We start from the raw sequence: 17,463 nt of genomic DNA, 5'->3' as shown, positions 1-17,463 counted from the left end.
CATGTCAGAGCGTCACCCCATCATCGCGATCACAGGCTCCAGCGGCGCCGGAACCTCCACCGTCACACGCACCTTCCAGAACATCTTCCGCCGCGAAGGGGTGAGCGCCGCCATCATCGAAGGCGACAGCTACCACCGCTTTGATCGCAAGGAGATGAAGCTCAAGATGGCCGAGGCCGAGCAAGCCGGCAACCTGAACTTCAGCCACTTCGGTGCCGAGGCCAATTTGTTCGACGAGATCGAAAGCCTGTTCAAGACCTACAGCGCCACCGGCGCCGGCAAGAGCCGCAAGTACCTGCACAACACCGAGGAAGCCGCGCCCTACCAGCAGGAGCCGGGCACCTTCACCGCCTGGGAAACGCTGCCCGAGAAAACCGACATGCTGTTCTACGAAGGCCTGCACGGCGCGGTGGTCACGCCCGAGGTGGACGTGGCGCAATACCCCGACCTGCTGGTGGGTGTGGTGCCGGTGATCAACCTCGAATGGATCCAGAAACTCTGGCGCGACAAGAACATGCGCGGCTACAGCGCCGACGCGGTGACCGACACGATATTGCGCCGCATGCCCGACTATGTGAACTACATCTGCCCGCAGTTCCAGCACACGCACGTGAACTTCCAGCGCGTGCCCATCGTGGACACCAGCAACCCCTTCATCTCGCGCGACGTGCCCACCGCCGACGAGAGCATGGTGGTGATCCGTTTCGCCAAGCCCAAGGGCATCGACTTCCAATACCTGCTCAACATGATCAACGGCTCCATGATGAGCCGCGCCAACACCATCGTGGTGCCCGGCGGCAAGATGGAACTGGCGATGCAGCTGATCTTCACGCCCTTCATCTGGCGCATGGTGGAGCGCAAGAAGAGAGCCATGGGACTGGTCTGAAAGCGACGGGAACACAAACATGAAGAACCCGTCGCCCGAACTCGCCCGCCAGATGGCCAACGCGATCCGCATGCTCGCGGTGGACGCGGTGGAACGGGCCAAGAGCGGCCACCCCGGTGCGCCCATGGGCATGGCCGACATCGCCGAGGTGCTGTGGAACCGCCACCTGCGCCACAACCCCGCCAACCCCCACTGGCCCGACCGCGACCGTTTCGTGCTCTCCAACGGCCACGGATCCATGCTGATCTACGCGCTGCTGCATCTCACCGGCTACGACCTGCCGATGAGCGAGATCAAGGCCTTCCGCCAGCTGCACAGCAAGACCGCCGGCCACCCCGAGGTGGGTGTGACACCAGGTGTGGAAACCACCACCGGCCCGCTGGGCCAGGGCATCGGCAACGCGGTGGGCATGGCGCTGGCCGAGAAACAACTGGCCAGCGAATTCAACCGGCCAGGACACGCCGTGGTGGACCACCTCACCTACGCGTTTCTCGGCGACGGTTGTCTGATGGAAGGCATCAGCCACGAGGCGTGTTCGTTGGCGGGCACCCTGCGCCTGTCCAAGCTGATCGCCTTCTACGACGACAACGGCATCTCCATCGACGGCCATGTGCAAGGCTGGTTCACCGACGACACGCCGCAGCGCTTCGAGGCCTGCGGCTGGTACGTGATCCCGAAGGTGAATGGCCACGACCCGACAGCGGTGGAGCTCGCGCTCATTGCGGCCCAAGAGCAGGCGCGCCGCCCCGACGGCAAACCCACGCTGATCTGCTGCCAGACCGTGATCGGCCAGGGCTCGCCCAACAAGGCCGGCACGCACGATGTGCACGGCGCTGCGCTGGGAGCGGCCGAGGTGCAGGCCACGCGCGACGCATTGGGCTGGACCGCACCGCCGTTCGAGGTGCCCACCGACGTGGCGCTGGCCTGGCACGCGGTGGACCGCGGGCAGGCGATGGAAGCCGAGTGGCAGCGTCGTTTTGAAGCCTACCGCGCCGAGTACCCGAACGAGGCGGCCGAGTTCGAACGCCGCATGGCCGGCGAGCTGCACGCCAGCTTTGCGCCCGCGCTGGCCCAGGTGTTTGAAGGCGTGGCCGCCAAGCTGGATGCGGTGGCCACGCGCAAGGCGAGCCAGAACGCACTGGACGCGCTCAACACCCTGGTGCCCGAGTTCTTTGGTGGCAGCGCCGACCTCACCGGCTCCAACCTCACCAACTTCAAGGGCTGCGTGAAAGCCGGGCGCGACCGCTGGGGCAACCACCTGAGCTACGGCGTGCGCGAATTCGGCATGGCCGCTGTCATGAACGGCATGGCGCTGCACGGCGGCCACATTCCGTACGGCGGCACCTTCCTCACCTTCAGCGACTACAGCCGCAACGCCATCCGCATGGCCGCACTCATGAAGCTGCGCGTCATTCACGTGTTCACGCACGACAGCATCGGTCTGGGTGAAGACGGGCCCACCCACCAGTCGGTGGAGCACGTGCCCAGCCTGCGCATCATTCCGCAGCTCGATGTGTGGCGCCCGGCCGACGGGCTGGAGACCGCCGTGGCCTGGGCCAGCGCCATCGAGCGGCGGGACGGCCCGAGCGCGCTGTGCCTTTCGCGCCAGAATCTGCCGCGCCTGACCGAGGTGGCCATGGTGGAGAAGATCCGCCAGGGCGGCTACGTGCTGGCCGAGGGCGCGAACCCACGGGCCGTCATCGTGGCCACCGGCTCCGAAACGTCGCTCGCCATGGAAGCGCACCACGCGCTCGCCGCCGAGGGCATCAACACCCGCGTGGTCTCCATGCCCTGCACCAACGTGTTCGACCGGCAACCGCGCAGCTACCAGGACAGCGTGTTGCCGCTGGACCTGCCCACGGTGGCGGTGGAAGCAGCGCACCCCGATTTCTGGCGCAAGTACGTGGGCCGCAGCGGCGCGGTGGTGGGCATCGCCAGCTTCGGTGAATCGGCGCCTGCCAAGGCGCTGTACGCGCACTTCGGCATCACCACCGAGCGGGTGTGTGAAGAAGTGCGACGGCTTTTGGCATGAAAGAAAACCCGTTCGGGCTGAGCTTGTCGAAGCCCTCGCGCCATTGTGCTGGTGAGCCCTTCGACAGGCTCAGGGCGAACGGTAAACCCTGGACGTTCTCATGAACCAATACGACCTCATCCTCTTCGACCTCGACGGCACGCTGATCGAAACCGCGCCCGAGATCGCCGACGCGGTCAACGACACGCTGGTGCAGTTCGGCCTGCACGCCGTGACGCAAACCCAGGTGAACGACTGGATCGGTCACGGCACGCGCGAGCTGCTCATTTCGGCCTTGGCCGACCGGCGCCACACCACCACCGACGTGGTGCGCCACAGCGCCGACTTCCCCACCATCGAGGCCGCGTTTGGCGGTCATTACCAGCAGCGCTGCGGCACGCGCAGCCACCTCTACCCGCAGGTGCGAGAGACCTTGCAGGTGTTGAAAGACGCGGGTGTGAAGCTCGCCGTGGTGACCAACAAGGAAGGCCGTTACACCCAGACCGTGCTGGACGCGCACCAGCTCGCGCCGATGTTTCACCGCGTGATCAGCGGCGACACCTTGATGGTGAAAAAACCCAACCCCGCTGCCGTGCACGACTGCCTGCAACGCTTCGGCGTGAAGGCCGAACGCGCGCTGTTTGTGGGCGATTCGTCCATCGACGTGGCCACGGCGCGCAACGCCGGCGTGAGCGTGTGGGCGCTGCCCTATGGCTACAACATGGGCGAGCCCATCGAGGCCTGCAACCCGGACCGCGTGATCGCCGATTTTTCCGCTTTGCTGAACTGAACCATCTGCCTTCTGAAGGAACCCCATGGCCCTCATTGCGCTTCGCCAACTGCTCGACCACGCCGCCGAACACCACTACGGCGTGCCTGCGTTCAACGTGAACAACCTGGAGCAGATCCAGGCCATCATGCAGGCGGCCGACGCGAGCAATGCGCCGGTGATCCTGCAGGCCAGCGCCGGGGCACGCAAGTACGCGGGTGAGCCGTTTCTGCGCAAGATGGTGGAGGCCGCTATCGAGATGTACCCGCACATCCCTATCGTGATGCACCAGGACCACGGCGCCACACCGGCCGTGTGCCAGCAGTCCATCCGCAGCGGCTTCAGCAGCGTGATGATGGACGGCTCGCTGATGGAGGACGCCAAGACCCCCGCGAGCTACGACTACAACGTGTCCGTGACGCGCGAGGTGGTGAAGTTCTCGCACGCGGTGGGCGTGTCGGTGGAAGGCGAACTGGGTTGCCTGGGTTCGCTGGAAACCGGCGAGGCCGGTGAAGAAGACGGCGTGGGCGCCGAGGGCCAGCTCACCCACGACCAGATGCTGACCGACCCGCAGCAGGCCAAGGACTTCGTGGCGCAGACCGGCGTGGACGCGCTCGCCATTGCCATCGGCACCAGCCACGGCGCCTACAAATTCACCCGCCCACCCACCGGGGACATCCTGGCCATGGACCGCATCGTTGCGATCCACCAGGCCATCCCCAACACGCACCTGGTGATGCACGGATCGAGCAGCGTACCGCAGGAGTGGCTGGCCATCATTCGCGAACACGGTGGCGACATCAAGGAAACCTACGGCGTGCCGGTGGAAGAAATCGTGCGTGGCATCAAAAGCGGCGTTCGCAAGGTCAACATCGACACCGACATCCGCCTGGCCATGACCGGCGCCATGCGCCGCACCATGGCGAAGAACCCGGGTGAGTTCGACCCGCGCAAGTTCTTCAAGGACGCGACCGTGGCCGCCAAAGACATCTGTCAGGCCCGCTTCCAGGCCTTCGGCTGCGCCGGCATGGCCGGTAAGATCGTGCCGCTGCCGCTGGAGAAAATGATTGCGCGGTACGCATGATGCCAACCGCCACACACCACTCAACCCCGATGGGCAGGAATGACGCGACGCTTACCCCCGACCCTCTGGTGGACACCGATGCTCTGGATGGCGCTCCTCGCTGGTTGTGCCACACCGCCGTCTGCCATCGACTCGTTGGGCATTTCGTTCGTGCAAGTGCCCGCGGGCGAGTTTTCGATGGGCAGCGACGAGTCGGTGCAGGCGCTGGCAGAGGCCTATCCGGCGCTTGAGCGCTCCCGCTTCGAAGGCTTGACGGACGAAGCGCCGGTGCACCGCGTTCGCATCACGAAGGCTTTTGAAATGAGCCGGCACGAGATCACGGTGGGCCAGTTTCGGCGCTTCCTCCAGCGCTCTGGCCATGTGCCGGAATCGGTGGCAGATGGCAGCGGCGGCTATGGCTACAACCCTGCCTACGACCCCGCCACCAGCAGCCGGGGTGACGCGTTCGAGGGCCGATCGCCCAGGTATTCATGGCAGAACCCGGGCTTTGCGCAAGGGGATGATCACCCTGTTGTCAATGTCACGTGGAACGACGCGGTCGCGCTGACCCGCTGGCTGTCCCTCCAGGAAGGCCGCACCTACCGCCTGCCCACCGAGGCCGAGTGGGAGTACGCGTGCCGCGCGGGCGGCACGGGCCGTTACCAGCACGGCAATGACCCCGCCGGCTTGCTCCGGGTGGGCAACACGTTCGACCAGGACAGCGCGGTGAACTGGCCGGCCTGGCGCGACCGTGCGCTGCCTGGCCGTGATGGACACGCATTCACCGCACCCGTGGGCTCACACGCAGCGAACGCCTTGGGTCTCTTCGACATGCATGGCAATGTCTGGGAGTGGGTGTCGGACTGGTATGGAGAGGACTACTACGCGCGCTCTTCCAGAGACGACCCGCCGGGTCCGGCGGATGGGTCCGTGAAAGTGCGCCGGGGGGGCTCATGGCACACGTGGTCTTTGTATGCGCGGTGTTCGTACCGAAACTGGAACTCGGTTCAAACGCGTTACACCCTCGTGGGCATCCGCTTGGTCCGCGAGCTTGCGCCGTGATCGATGGGGGTGAACCCAAGCCAGGGCCACGGTTCCAAAGCAAAACGCCCCGGTGGTCCGGGGCGTTTTTCATGGCGAAGCCAAAGTGGGCATCAAGCCAGTGAATCCGCCCAGATGTTGCGCGCCCAGGCCTTGGCGTAAGCGCCTTCGAGCTCGCTCGCCGCGCTCGACAAACCGCCCGCACCCGGCACCGCCACCATGGTCTTTTTCTCGGCGTCGTATTTGTGCACGCTGGCCACGTGCACCACGTCCTTGGCGGTCACGAAGCTGTAGCAGGTGTTGGCGTAGAGCGGGTTGGCTGGGGGCTCCTGGCCTTGCAGCAGCGAGACCACGGCGGCAGCACAGGTCTTGCCGTGTGCGTTGGCCATGTGGCCCGACTTGGGCATGGCCGGGGCGATCTGGATCGAATCACCCAGCACGTGGATGTTCTTCTGCGCCTTGGATTCGAAGGTCAGGAAGTCCACCTCGCACCAGCGTGCGTTGGCCGTGGCCAGGCCGGTCTTCACCGCGATGTTTCCTGCGCGCATGTCGGGCAGCACGTTGGCCACGCCGGCCTTGAAGTCGTCGTTGAACTCGAACTTCAAGGTGTTGGTGGCGGCGTCCACATCCACCAGCTTGTGCTTGGGCCGGTATTCGATCAGGCCGGCGTAGTGGTCGGCCCAGGCCTTCATGAACAGGCCCTTCTTGGAGGTGATGTCGTCGTTGGCGTCGAAGATCACGACCTTGCTCTTGGGCTTGGCGGTCTTGAAGTAGCTCGCCACCATGCACGCGCGCTCGTAGGGGCCGGGAGGGCAGCGGTAGGGCGCCAGCGGGATGCTGATGGCGTAGGTGCCGCCGTCGGGCAGGGCTTCGAGCTGCTGGCGCAGGGCGGTGGTCTGCGGGCCTGCTTTCCAGGCGTGCAGCACCTTCTCGGCCGCGCCGGCTTTGGCCATGCCGGGCAGGGTGGGCATGAAGTCGATGCCGGGCGAGAGGATCAGGCGGTCGTAGGGCAGTTCGCCCCCGCTGGCCAGCTTCACTGTGCGCTTCACCGGGTCGATGCTGTCGACCATGTCGCGCACCACCTTCACGCCGTGGCGCTGGCTGAGGTTGCTGTAAGGCGTGGTGATCTCGGCCAAGGTGGAGTGACCGCCCACCACCAGATTGGACATGGGGCACGAGACAAACGCCGCATTGGGTTCGATCAGCGTCACGTCGATGCTGTTGTTGGAGAACATGCGCACGTATTTGGCGGCGGTGGCGCCACCGAAGCCACCCCCGACCACCACCACCTTGGCGCTGCTGGATGTTGTGGCGCAGCCGCTCATGAGGCCCATGCCGGCCAGTGCGGAACCCGCGCCGATGCTTTGTACGAATTGACGACGTTTCATGGCGGACTCCTCAAGGTTTCTGGGCGGCGAAATAGCCAGCGATCTGGCCCAGTTGCTCGTCGGTGTAACCCTTGGAGATCTGGTGCATCAGCGTGGCGGGGCGGTTGCCGGCCTTGTATTCGAGCAGGATCTTCTGCAGCTCGGCCTGGTTGCGACCGGCCAGCGCGGCCATGCCGGGTTGGGCGCGCCCATCGGTGCCGTGGCAGCTGGCGCAGGCCGCGGCCCACACGCGGATCTGGTTGACCTGGGCTTGCGCCCCGACCGCCGAGGCGCACAGCACAGCGGCCGCCAGCCATTTCATTGATGTCCCCATCGTCGTCTCCAGGAGGGTGGTTGAAGGAAGTTGCATCCAAAACTGTAGCAGCCACTTGAAACACAACGGGTTTTGGGTGTGATCGCTCGTGGGTGTGACGCATCGTAACGGCGTGCGTTTTCTTGCGCCAAGACATGGAAACCCTGCTCGGGTTTCTACCTATCCAAATATCAGCAAGCACGAATATAGTTGCATAATCGATGCGGCGAGACCGCCAAAGAAGGAAGATTCCCATGCCGCCCCACCTGAATGATGTGATCGGACGCGTGCTGCCCGCACCCGAGAACCACCTGAGCGCCGAGAAGCTGGAGCTCGCCCGCAAGGCGCGCCGCAGCTTCATGGGGCGTGCCCTGGCCATGGGCGCGGGCGTGGCGGCCAGCAGCGCCGTGGCCACCCGCGCGGTGGCTGCTGATGGCGAAGAGGCCATCCTGAAACTGCCACCACACACCACGGGCCTGGGGCAGTCGGTGGCCACCGATGGCTACGGCAAGCCCAGCCAGTGGGAGGCCAACCTGCAGCGCCGCCAGAGCCCGGGCCTCACGCGCGTGCCGCAGGCCTCGGTGAGCTTCACGCCGCTGCAAGGCCTGTTCGGCATCATCACGCCCAGCGGTCTTCACTTCGAGCGGCACCACCAGGGCTGGTGGGACATCGACCCCTCCAAGCACCGCCTCATGGTCAATGGCCTGGTGAAGCGCGAGCGTGTGTTCACCATGGACGACCTCATGCGCCTGCCCAGCGTCTCGCGCATCCACTTCATTGAATGCGGCGCCAACTCCGCGCCCGAGTGGGGCAACGTGGCCTTGCCCGCCGTGCAGTACACGCACGGCATGGTGAGCTGCTGCGAGTTCACCGGCGTGCTGCTCTCCACGCTGCTGGAGATGTGTGGGTACGACAAGAAGAACGGCAAGTTCGTCCTGGCCGAAGGCGCGGACGGTTCTTCGATGACGCGCACCATCGACATCGACCGTGCCATGGACGACTGCCTCGTGGCCTGGGCCATGAACGGCGAGATGCTGCGCCCGGAAAACGGCTATCCGCTGCGCCTGGTCGTGCCGGGCGTGCAGGGCGTGAGCTGGGTGAAATACCTGCGCCGCCTGGAAGTGGGTGACCAGAAATACGCCGCCAAAGACGAAGCGGTGCACTACATCGACCACATGCCCGACGGCACGCACCGTCAGTACACCGGCATCCAGGAATGCAAGAGCGTGATCACCACGCCCTCGGGCAGCCAGACGCTGCTGGACAAGGGCTACTACAACGTGACGGGCCTGGCCTGGTCTGGCCGGGGCACGGTGAAGCGGGTGGACGTGAGCGTGGACGGTGGGCGCAACTGGCGCACCGCGCGGCTTGAAGGACCGGTGCTGCCCAAGGCGCTCACGCGCTTCAACATCGACTGGGTGTGGGACGGCAAACCCGCCGTGTTGCAAAGCCGCGCCATCGACAGCACGGGCTATGTGCAGCCCAAGATCAACCAGCTGCGCGCGGTGCGGGGCACGCGTTCGGTCTACCACCAGAACGCCATCCAGTCGTGGCGCGTTGCAGAAAACGGCGAGGTCTCCAATGTCCAGGTGTTTTGAAGCCGTGTCGATGCGCGCGGCCCTGTTGATCGGCGCGGCGTTGATCGCTGGCCAGGCCTTTGCCCAATCCCCGCCCTGGCACAACCTGGGCCGCGCAGCCACGCAGGCCGAGGTGAAGGCCTGGGACATCGACGTGCGCCCCGACTTCAAGGGCCTGCCCCAAGGTGCGGGCAGTGTGGCCCTGGGCGAGCGCGTGTGGGAAGCGCAGTGCGCGTCTTGCCACGGCAGTTTTGGTGAGAGCAACGAGGTGTTCACGCCGATCGTGGGCGGCACGACCAAGGCCGACATCGAGCGCGGGCGGGTGAAAAACCTGGAGTTGGGCAGCACCTTCCCGCAGAAGACCACCCTGATGAAGGTGGCCACCGTCTCCACGCTGTGGGACTACATCAACCGCGCCATGCCCTGGAACGCACCGAAGTCGCTCAAGCCCGACGAGGTGTACGGCGTCCTGGCCTACATCCTGAGCCTGGCCGAGGTGGTGCCGACCGACTTCACGCTGAGCGACCAGAACATCGCCGAGGTGCAAAAGCGCATGCCCAACCGCAACGGCATGGTGTTTCACGAGCCGCTGTGGAAAGCCAATGGCCAGGGCGACGTGAAGAACGTGGCCTGCATGAAGGACTGTCCGGTGGAGACCACCATCCGCTCGTTCCTGCCCGACTTTGCGCGCGACGCGCACGGCAACATCCAGGAGCAGAACCGCGTGATCGGCCCGGTGCGCGGTGCCGACACGAGCAAGCCCGCGCCCACGGTGCCTTTGGGCAGCGCACCGGCGCCCGTGCCAGTGGTGGTGGCCGCGGCCAAGCCCGCCGCTGGCGATGTGAAGCCCCTGCTGGCGGCCAACAGCTGCACCGCCTGCCATGGCATGACCCAGAAGATCGTGGGCCCGGCCTTCAGCGACATCGCGGTCAAGCACAAGGGCAATGCAGGGCTGGAGTCGTACCTGGCGATCAAGATCCGCGAAGGCGGTGTGGGCGTGTTTGGAGCCGTGCCCATGCCGCCCCAGCCGCAACTGAGCGCCATTGAGGCCACCGCCATCGCCAGGTGGATCGCCGCAGGCGCGAAGTGACTGGCGGCTGTCGAGTCGAATGGCCGATCAGATGCACTCTTTCTTAAATATTCGCATGTACTGGTATTCCCCATTTCCCCACACACCTGGAGTGCTTAACCTATGCCGATGACTTCAATCCCGCTGCTCGCGGTGGCGCTGCTGGCGCTCAGCAACACCACCGCCCTGGCGCAAAACGCCGCAGCGGCCAAGACGCTCGCCTCAAAAAGTGCCTGCCTGGCTTGCCATGCGGTGGACAAGAAACTCGTGGGCCCCGCTTTCAAGGACGTGGCGGCCAAACACCAGGGTCAGGCCGATGCCCTGGACAAGGTGTCGGCGCGCATCCGGTCGGGCGGCGTTGGTCTGTATGGGCCGGTGCCGATGCCGGCGCAAGCCCAGTTGAAAGACGATGAACTCAAGTTGCTGGCAGGGTGGATCCTGGCCGGCGCCCCCGATCAGTGACCCCAACCGTACACTCTCGCCCTTTCCTCATTTCACAGGAGCCCCCCATGAACAACTCACGCAGAAGTGCACTCAAGACCACTGGGGCTTTCGCCACGCTGGTTTCGCTGGGCATCGTCACCCAGAGCCAGGCCCACGCCGCCATGGACCGAGCCGGTTTTGACATCAAGACCATGGCCGATGCCGTCAAGGCCCTGGGTGGAACCGCTGCCAACAGCGACCAGATCACCGTGGTGGCTCCCGACATCGCCGAAAACGGTGCCGTGGTGCCCGTGGGCGCCACCAGCAAGCTGGCCAACACCACCGAGATCTACCTCATCGTCGAGAAGAACCCAACGCCCATGGCCGCCGGGTTCAAGATTCCCGCCGGCACCGCAGCCGACGTGCAGACCCGCCTGAAGATGGGCCAGAGCTCCAACGTGTTCGCCGTGGTCCGTGCCGACGGCAAGCTGTTCTCGGCCTTCAAGGAAACCAAGGTCACGCTCGGCGGTTGCGGCGGCTGATCGCCCTCGCCCCCTCACACCCAACCCTTCACAGAATTTCAGGAGTCCAACATGGCAGATCCGATGCGCATCCGCGCCGCCGTCGCTGGTGACGAAACCACCGTCCGCGTGCTCATGTCCCACATCATGGAGCCCGGTACCCGCCGCGACGCGGCTGGCGCCCTCATCCCCGGCCACTTCATTCGCGACGTGGAAGCCACCCACAACGGCAAAGTCGTGCTGGAAGCCGCCTTCAGCGGCGCCGTGGCGCAAAACCCCTTCCTGTCTTTCAAGTTCAAGGGCGGCGCCAAGGGCGACAAGGTCGTCGTCAAATGGGTCGACAACAAGGGCGACACCCGCACCGATGAGGCTGTGATCGCTTGAACTGAGCCCCGTTTTCCGCGATTCGATAACAAGAGGAGACACCCATGAAATTCAACGCTTGCCGCGCCGTCTTGGTGCTCAGTGGCCTGGTTGCCGCTGGCGCAACCCACGCACAAGGCACCGCCGCCGAAGGCATTGCCAAGTACCGCGAGATGCTGCAGGACGGCAACCCGGCCGAGCTGTTCGAGATGAAGGGTGAGGAGCTCTGGAAACAGAAACGGGGCCCGAAGAATGTGTCGCTGGAGCAGTGCGATCTGGGCAAGGGGCCCGGGGTCATCAAGGGGGCGTTCGTTGAGCTGCCCAAATTCTTTGCCGACACCGGGCGCGTGCAAGACCTGGAGACGCGCCTGATCACCTGCATGGAAACCTTGCAAGGCTTCAAGGGTGAGGACATTGCCAAGACACCGTTTGGCCGCGGCGAGATGGCCAACGTGACCGCGCTGGCCACCTATGTGGCCACGGCCTCCAAGGGCATGCGCTTCAACCTGTCGCAGTCGCATCCGCAGGAAAAGATGATGTTTGCCACGGGCAAGCAACTGTTTTTCACGCGCGGGGGCACGCACGACTTTTCGTGTGCCTCGTGCCACGGCAGCGACGACAAACGCATCCGCCTGCAAGACCTGCCCAACCTCACCAAGAACCCGGGCGACGGCATCGGCTTTGCGGCCTGGCCGGCCTACCGTGTGTCCAACGCGCAGATGTGGGGCATGCAACTGCGCCTGAACGACTGCTTCCGCCAGATGCGCTGGCCCGAGCCCAAGTTCGGCAGCGACGCCACCATTGCCCTGTCCGTCTACATGGGCGTGAACGCGAAGTCGGCCGAGTCCATCGTGCCGGCCATCAAGCGCTGATCAGGAGACACACACCATGACAAAAATCTTCTCTCTTGCCCTGCTGCCCGTGGCGGCTGTTCTGTTGTCTGGCTGCACCTCGGCACCCTCGCCAGCCGACGTGAACAAAGCCACCGCCGACATGCTCAAAGGCTCGTTCCAGGCGCGCGGCATTGCCACGCTGGACCGGCTCAACCAGGACCAGGCCAACGCCGAGTGCGCGGCGGCCGATGCCACCGGCAAACCGCTGGACGCCAAGATGACCCAAGCCATCGAAGAGGCCAGCATGAAGACCGTGAAATGGCCCTCCGACGGCAAATTCATCGGCGACTGGAAAGAGGGCGAGAAGATCGCTCAGAGCGGCCGCGGCCTCACCTGGACCGACACCGCCACCACCGAGAACGGCGGCAATTGCTACAACTGCCACCAGATCAGCAAGGAAGAAATCTCCTTCGGCACGCTGGGCCCCAGCCTCTACAACTACGGCAAGCTGCGCGGCGTGAGCGACCCGAGCAGCGCCGGTGGTAAGGCCATTGTGGAATACACCTGGGGCAAGCTGTGGAACGCACGCGCCTACAACGCGTGTTCACAAATGCCGCGCGTGGGCCACATGGGCATCCTGAACCAGAAGCAGATCCAGGACGTGATGGCGCTGCTGCTCGACCCGGCTTCGCCCGTCAACAAATGAGGTGGGGCCCCTGGTCGCCACTGGCGGCCAGGGGCCTTTGATTCCGCAAAAAATTTCGCTTGAATATCAGCGTTCAATTATTGACAGGTGCAGAGATGAGTTTCAGCCGCCGTGAATTCATGCAGGTGCTGGCCGTGGCCAGCGCCACCGGCATGGCCCTCAACCACCGTGATGTGCTGGCCGCAACGCCCGGCGCGGGTGAGCGTCTCTACGACGTGCCCAAGTTCGGCAACGTGAGCTTTCTGCACTTCACCGACTGCCACGCACAGCTCACGCCCATCCATTTCCGCGAGCCCAGCGTGAACCTGGGCGTGGCCGAGGCCGTGGGCCGTCCGCCGCACATCGTGGGCGAGAAGCTGCTCAAGCAATTCGGCATCAAACCTGGAAGTGCGCAGGCCCATGCCTTCTCTTACCTCGACTTCAGCCAGGCCGCCAAGACCTACGGCAAGGTCGGTGGCTTTGCGCACATGGCCACGCTGGTCAAACAACTCAAGGCCAGCCGGCCCAACGCGCTGCTGCTCGACGGCGGCGACACCTGGCAGGGTTCGGCCACCTCGTTGTGGACCAACGGCCAGGACATGGTCGATGCCTGCAAGCTGCTCGGCGTGAACATGATGACCTCGCACTGGGAGCACACCTTTGGCGCCAGGCGCGTGCAGGAGATCGTGGAGAAGGACCTGAAGGGGAACATGGAATTCCTCGCGCAGAACATCAAGACGACCGACTTCGAGGACATGGTCTTCAAGCCCTATGCGATGCGCGAAATGAATGGCGTGCAGGTCGCGGTGATCGGTCAGGCCTTCCCCTACACGCCCATCGCCAACCCGCGCTACATGGTGCCCGACTGGACCTTCGGCATCCAGGACGAGCACATGCAGAAGATGGTGGATGAAGCGCGCGGCAAGGGCGCGCAGGTGGTGGTGGTGCTCTCGCACAACGGCATGGACGTGGACATCAAGATGGCGGCTCGCGTGCGCGGCATCGACGCCATCCTCGGCGGCCACACCCACGACGGTATGCCCGCGCCCATCATCGTGAAGAACGCTGGTGGCCAGACCCTGGTGACCAACGCCGGCTCCAACAGCAAGTTCCTCGGCGTGCTCGACTTCGACGTGCGGGCTGGCCGGGTGCAGGGCTTTCAATACAAGCTGCTGCCCATCTTCTCCAACCTGCTGCCGGCCGACGCTGCGATGCAGGTGCACATCGACAAGGTGCGCGCGCCCTACAAGGCCAAACTCGAAGAGAAGCTCGCCGTCACCGAAGACCTGCTGTACCGCCGTGGCAACTTCAACGGTTCGTGGGACCAGGTGATCTGCGACGCGCTGATGGAAAACAAAGGCGCCGACATCGCGTTTTCGCCCGGTGTGCGCTGGGGCACCTCGCTGTTGCCGGGCGACACCATCACCTATGAACGCATGATGGACCAGATGGCGCTGACCTACCCGGCCACCACGCTCAACACCTTCACCGGCGAGCAGATCAAGACCATCCTGGAAGACGTGGCCGACAACATCTTCAACCCCGACCCCTACTACCAGCAGGGCGGCGACATGGTCCGCGTGGGCGGCATGCAATACACGATGACGCCGAACGCGCCCATGGGCCAGCGCATCAACAACATGACCCTCAAAGGCAAGCTCATCGAAGCCGACAAAACCTACAAGGTGGCCGGCTGGGCCTCGGTGCAGGAGGGCGCCAAGGGCGAGCCGATCTGGGACGTGGTTTCGGGCTATCTGCGCGCCAAAAAGGTGGTCAAGGGCGTGCAGATCAACACGCCGCGCATCATCGGCATGGACGGCAATCCGGGGCTGGCGGCCTGACGCGCTGCAAACGCAAAAAACCCACCGCCCTTGCGAGCGGTGGGTTGAAACAAGCCTTGGAGAGTCGAGAGGGCTTGGGAAATCAGAAGGTGTGGGCCAGACCCAGGGCGTAGACCTCGCGCTCGCGCACCTTGGTGCCCGCTGCGTTCTCGATATCGCCGGTGGTCAGGCCTGCGTACACGCGGGTGCGCTTGGACAGGTTGTAGGCCACGGCTGCGGAGAATGCGTCACCCTTCTCGAAGGTGGCGCTGCCCTGCTTGGCTTTGGCGGTGCTGTAGCCCAGCGAGAGGTCGAACGCGCCGACCGGCACGATGGCGCCGATGCTGTAGGCGTCCGACTTGCGCGAGGCCTTGTTCTTGGCCTGGTTCCAGCCGCCGGAGAGGCGGAAGCTGCCGAAGTTGTAGGCGGCACCCAGGGTGTTGTATTCGAGGTTGCTGGCGGCCACTTCGTTGGCGTTTTCCTGGTAGCCGTAACCCACATCCAGGTTGCCTGCCTTGTAACGCAGGTTGAACGCGGTGACATCGCGCTTCACCGGGGCGGCCGCTTCGTCAAGACCGTAGCTGAAGCCAGCCGAGAAACCGCTGAACGAAGGCGACTCGTAGCGGATCTGGTTGCTGGCGCGGTCGCCGTAGTCGGCGAGCTGACCAACACCGGCGTAGCCCGACGTGCCCACCACGCCTTCGGTGGTGGCGAAGGTGCCCGAGTCAAAGATGTTGCTGACGACGGTGAGGTCGCGGATGTCGTCGAACGAGGTGTCGTGGCGGCCGAACTTGACCGTGCCGAAACCGCCGCTCAGGCCAACGATGGACATGCGGTTGAAAGCGTCGCCGGCGGTTTGGGTGCCGTTGCTGGCGTCAAAGCCTTGCTCCAGGCCAAAGATGGCTTTGAGACCGCCGCCCAGGTCTTCCGTGCCGCGCACACCCCAGCGTGTGGATGTCAGGTTTCCGCTGAACAGCTTCGAGGTGCTCACGCCGTTGAGCTTCTCGCTGCCGATCGAGGTGTCGATGCGGCCATAAAGGGTAACGTTGGACTGCGCCATGGCGCCGGTGGTGGCGGCCAGGACGGCCAGAGCGATGAGGCTCTTTTTCATGTGGATGCTCCGAAGAAAAAATGCAGGGCTTGTGGCCTGTGCTTCCTGCACTATGCAGAAAGTGATTTGGAGTCTAGGGACTTGAAGTGCTTATTTGATTACGACAATGTAATGCAACAGGGTTTTCCCGATATTTACAACGGAAGCCCCACAGGGCGCCAGGACTGTCATCAGAGTGCAATAAAAAACGCAGCAACCAAAATGAGTTTCACCACAAAACAAGACACCATCGTTCTCGGTGCAGGCATGGTCGGCGTGGGGTGCGCGCTGCACCTGCAGGCACTGGGAAAAAGCGTGGCGCTGCTCGATCGGCGCGCGCCCGGACTCGAAACCTCCTACGGCAACGCCGGCATCATCCAGCGCGAAGCCATTGCCCCCTACGCGCTGCCGCGCGACCTGGGCTTCCTGATGTCCGGCGTCACCAACCAGCGCGTCGACGTGCGCTACCACGCGGCTGACGCCGCGCGCATGCTGGGGCCGCTGTGGGACTACCACCGCAACTCGGCGCCCGGCCCGTACAAACGGATCTCTCGCGAGTACGAAACCCTCATCGCCCGCTCGCTGGAAACGCACACGCAGCTGATGAACGATGCGGGCGCCAGCCATCTCGTGGCAGGCCGGGGCTACCTCATGCTCTACCGCACCGAGCGCGAGCTGCTCGACTTCTTCAAAGTCGCCGACGAGCGCGCCGAGGCCGGTGTGAACCACATCAAGCTCACCGGCGCCGACGTGGCCAGGGAAGAGCCCGCGCTCGTGGGCTCGTTCGCCGGCGCCGTGCGTTGGACCGATCCTCTGGCCATCCGCAGCCCCGGGGATCTGGTGCAGGCCTACGCGCGGCTGTTCGAGCAGCGGGGTGGGGCGGTGCACCTGGGCGATGCCGGCACGCTGCGCCAGACCGATGCAGGTGGCTGGCAGGTGGAAACCGCCAACGGGTTCACGCTGGAAGCGAAGCAGGTGGTGGTGGCCCTCGGCCCCTGGACCACCCAGCTCACCGCGCGCTTCGGCTACTCCGCGCCCGTGATCCCCAAGCGCGGCTACCACATGCACTATGCGAACCTCCCTGGAAGACCCCTCAACAGCACCATCATCGATGCCGAATTCGGCTACGTGATCGCCCCCATGAAAGACGGCCTGCGGCTTACCACCGGCGCCGAGCTCGCCAATGCCGATGCCCCCAGAACGCCTAGCCAGATCGATGCCGCGGAAAAGATCGCACGGCAGAACTTCCCGCTCGGCGAACGCGTGGACGCGGAACCCTGGATGGGCACACGCCCCTGCATGCCCGACATGAAACCCGTCTTCGGCGCCGTGCCTGGCGTGCCCGGCCTGTGGTGCGCCTTCGGGCACGGCCACCAAGGCTTCACCCTGGGGCCGGTGACGGGAGAACTGCTGGCGGCCATGATGACCGGGGGAACACCGAGGGTGGACGTGCGGCCGTTTTCGCCGGAGCGGTTTGGGTAGAGGTTGAAGACCCTCTCGACCGCCCATGAAAAAAGCCCTGAATCTTTGGAATCAGGGCTTTTTGAATGTTGGTGCCGGAGAGATGAATCGAACACCCGACCTTCTCATTACGAATGAGCTGCTCTACCGACTGAGCTACACCGGCAACGC

The 17,463-nt window shown here is 64.6% G+C and carries 17 protein-coding genes and 1 tRNA gene; 14 read left to right on the top strand and 4 right to left on the bottom strand.

Annotated features, from left to right (window positions below; all coding sequences use genetic code 11):
* Position 1 precedes the first annotated feature (1 nt).
* The 5 genes from F9Z44_RS15515 (at position 2) to F9Z44_RS15495 (ending at position 5,791) form a co-directional block, all read left to right on the top strand.
* Entirely contained in the window at positions 2-886 is an 885-nt protein-coding gene (locus tag F9Z44_RS15515; protein ID WP_159607622.1) for a phosphoribulokinase, read from the top strand.
* 19 nt (positions 887-905) lie between these two features.
* The gene (gene tkt / locus F9Z44_RS15510; RefSeq protein ID WP_159607620.1) at positions 906-2,918 is read left to right on the top strand and encodes a transketolase; all 2,013 of its coding nucleotides are present in this window, start codon (positions 906-908) and stop codon (positions 2,916-2,918) included.
* 100 nt (positions 2,919-3,018) lie between these two features.
* Positions 3,019-3,687, top strand: coding sequence for a phosphoglycolate phosphatase (locus F9Z44_RS15505; RefSeq protein ID WP_159607618.1), 669 nt, complete (start codon positions 3,019-3,021; stop codon positions 3,685-3,687).
* A 25-nt stretch (positions 3,688-3,712) separates the two neighbouring features.
* Positions 3,713-4,750: a class II fructose-bisphosphate aldolase gene (gene fba, locus F9Z44_RS15500; RefSeq protein ID WP_159607615.1), complete on the top strand. Its 1,038-nt coding sequence runs from the start codon at positions 3,713-3,715 to the stop codon at positions 4,748-4,750.
* Between the two features lie 87 nt (positions 4,751-4,837).
* Positions 4,838-5,791, top strand: a complete 954-nt coding sequence (locus F9Z44_RS15495; RefSeq protein WP_236574157.1) for a formylglycine-generating enzyme family protein — start codon at positions 4,838-4,840, stop codon at positions 5,789-5,791.
* A gap of 92 nt (positions 5,792-5,883) precedes the next feature.
* Here the strand turns inward: F9Z44_RS15495 and F9Z44_RS15490 are convergent, their stop codons facing one another.
* Entirely contained in the window at positions 5,884-7,158 is a 1,275-nt protein-coding gene (locus tag F9Z44_RS15490; RefSeq protein ID WP_159607611.1) for an NAD(P)/FAD-dependent oxidoreductase, read from the bottom strand.
* 10 nt (positions 7,159-7,168) lie between these two features.
* On the bottom strand, positions 7,169-7,471 hold the full coding sequence (locus F9Z44_RS15485; RefSeq protein ID WP_201449973.1) for a c-type cytochrome: 303 nt from the start codon (positions 7,469-7,471) through the stop codon (positions 7,169-7,171).
* Positions 7,472-7,704: 233 nt separating this feature from the next.
* Between F9Z44_RS15485 and soxC the strand changes: the two genes are divergently transcribed.
* From soxC to soxB, 8 genes are all read left to right on the top strand, one after another.
* A complete protein-coding gene (gene soxC, locus F9Z44_RS15480; RefSeq protein ID WP_159607609.1) occupies positions 7,705-9,048 on the top strand; it encodes a sulfite dehydrogenase in 1,344 nt (447 codons plus the stop codon).
* 10 nt (positions 9,049-9,058) lie between these two features.
* The gene (locus F9Z44_RS15475) at positions 9,059-10,117 is read left to right on the top strand and encodes a c-type cytochrome (RefSeq protein ID WP_236574156.1); all 1,059 of its coding nucleotides are present in this window, start codon (positions 9,059-9,061) and stop codon (positions 10,115-10,117) included.
* A 102-nt stretch (positions 10,118-10,219) separates the two neighbouring features.
* A complete protein-coding gene (locus tag F9Z44_RS15470) occupies positions 10,220-10,558 on the top strand; it encodes a c-type cytochrome (RefSeq protein WP_274382129.1) in 339 nt (112 codons plus the stop codon).
* Positions 10,559-10,605: 47 nt separating this feature from the next.
* Positions 10,606-11,061, top strand: coding sequence for a thiosulfate oxidation carrier protein SoxY (gene soxY / locus F9Z44_RS15465; protein WP_159607605.1), 456 nt, complete (start codon positions 10,606-10,608; stop codon positions 11,059-11,061).
* Positions 11,062-11,112: 51 nt separating this feature from the next.
* On the top strand, positions 11,113-11,424 hold the full coding sequence (gene soxZ, locus F9Z44_RS15460; protein WP_172823073.1) for a thiosulfate oxidation carrier complex protein SoxZ: 312 nt from the start codon (positions 11,113-11,115) through the stop codon (positions 11,422-11,424).
* 44 nt (positions 11,425-11,468) lie between these two features.
* Entirely contained in the window at positions 11,469-12,275 is an 807-nt protein-coding gene (gene soxA / locus F9Z44_RS15455) for a sulfur oxidation c-type cytochrome SoxA (RefSeq protein ID WP_159607603.1), read from the top strand.
* Between the two features lie 16 nt (positions 12,276-12,291).
* Positions 12,292-12,942 carry a sulfur oxidation c-type cytochrome SoxX gene (soxX, locus tag F9Z44_RS15450; protein WP_159607601.1) on the top strand — a complete coding sequence of 217 codons (651 nt, stop codon included), beginning with the start codon at positions 12,292-12,294 and terminating at the stop codon, positions 12,940-12,942.
* Between the two features lie 95 nt (positions 12,943-13,037).
* Positions 13,038-14,762 carry a thiosulfohydrolase SoxB gene (soxB, locus tag F9Z44_RS15445; protein WP_159607599.1) on the top strand — a complete coding sequence of 575 codons (1,725 nt, stop codon included), beginning with the start codon at positions 13,038-13,040 and terminating at the stop codon, positions 14,760-14,762.
* Positions 14,763-14,844: 82 nt separating this feature from the next.
* Here the strand turns inward: soxB and F9Z44_RS15440 are convergent, their stop codons facing one another.
* A complete protein-coding gene (locus F9Z44_RS15440; RefSeq protein WP_159607597.1) occupies positions 14,845-15,852 on the bottom strand; it encodes a porin in 1,008 nt (335 codons plus the stop codon).
* A gap of 201 nt (positions 15,853-16,053) precedes the next feature.
* Here F9Z44_RS15440 and F9Z44_RS15435 point away from each other — a divergent pair, with 201 nt between their 5' ends.
* Positions 16,054-17,313, top strand: a complete 1,260-nt coding sequence (locus F9Z44_RS15435) for an NAD(P)/FAD-dependent oxidoreductase (protein WP_159607595.1) — start codon at positions 16,054-16,056, stop codon at positions 17,311-17,313.
* 69 nt (positions 17,314-17,382) lie between these two features.
* Here the strand turns inward: F9Z44_RS15435 and F9Z44_RS15430 are convergent.
* Positions 17,383-17,458 (bottom strand) — tRNA-Thr (locus F9Z44_RS15430).
* Positions 17,459-17,463 lie beyond the last annotated feature (5 nt).

Source organism: Hydrogenophaga sp. PBL-H3, assembly GCF_010104355.1.
Classification (GTDB): domain Bacteria; phylum Pseudomonadota; class Gammaproteobacteria; order Burkholderiales; family Burkholderiaceae_C; genus Hydrogenophaga.
This window is presented reverse-complemented; position numbering and strand designations above follow the sequence as displayed.

Bases quoted from the DNA above. Each gene is read 5' to 3' on its own strand.
- soxC (WP_159607609.1), top strand. From the start codon at position 7,705: ATGCCGCCCCACCTGAATGATGTGATCGGACGCGTGCTGCCCGCACCC.
- F9Z44_RS15470 (WP_274382129.1), top strand. From the start codon at position 10,220: ATGCCGATGACTTCAATCCCGCTGCTCGCGGTGGCGCTGCTGGCGCTC.
- soxZ (WP_172823073.1), top strand. From the start codon at position 11,113: ATGGCAGATCCGATGCGCATCCGCGCCGCCGTCGCTGGTGACGAAACC.
- F9Z44_RS15515 (WP_159607622.1), top strand. From the start codon at position 2: ATGTCAGAGCGTCACCCCATCATCGCGATCACAGGCTCCAGCGGCGCC.
- soxA (WP_159607603.1), top strand. From the start codon at position 11,469: ATGAAATTCAACGCTTGCCGCGCCGTCTTGGTGCTCAGTGGCCTGGTT.
- soxX (WP_159607601.1), top strand. From the start codon at position 12,292: ATGACAAAAATCTTCTCTCTTGCCCTGCTGCCCGTGGCGGCTGTTCTG.
- tkt (WP_159607620.1), top strand. From the start codon at position 906: ATGAAGAACCCGTCGCCCGAACTCGCCCGCCAGATGGCCAACGCGATC.
- F9Z44_RS15495 (WP_236574157.1), top strand. From the start codon at position 4,838: ATGGCGCTCCTCGCTGGTTGTGCCACACCGCCGTCTGCCATCGACTCG.
- F9Z44_RS15505 (WP_159607618.1), top strand. From the start codon at position 3,019: ATGAACCAATACGACCTCATCCTCTTCGACCTCGACGGCACGCTGATC.
- F9Z44_RS15475 (WP_236574156.1), top strand. From the start codon at position 9,059: ATGCGCGCGGCCCTGTTGATCGGCGCGGCGTTGATCGCTGGCCAGGCC.
- F9Z44_RS15440 (WP_159607597.1), bottom strand. From the start codon at position 15,852: ATGAAAAAGAGCCTCATCGCTCTGGCCGTCCTGGCCGCCACCACCGGC.
- soxB (WP_159607599.1), top strand. From the start codon at position 13,038: ATGAGTTTCAGCCGCCGTGAATTCATGCAGGTGCTGGCCGTGGCCAGC.
- F9Z44_RS15435 (WP_159607595.1), top strand. From the start codon at position 16,054: ATGAGTTTCACCACAAAACAAGACACCATCGTTCTCGGTGCAGGCATG.
- F9Z44_RS15485 (WP_201449973.1), bottom strand. From the start codon at position 7,471: ATGGGGACATCAATGAAATGGCTGGCGGCCGCTGTGCTGTGCGCCTCG.
- F9Z44_RS15490 (WP_159607611.1), bottom strand. From the start codon at position 7,158: ATGAAACGTCGTCAATTCGTACAAAGCATCGGCGCGGGTTCCGCACTG.
- soxY (WP_159607605.1), top strand. From the start codon at position 10,606: ATGAACAACTCACGCAGAAGTGCACTCAAGACCACTGGGGCTTTCGCC.
- fba (WP_159607615.1), top strand. From the start codon at position 3,713: ATGGCCCTCATTGCGCTTCGCCAACTGCTCGACCACGCCGCCGAACAC.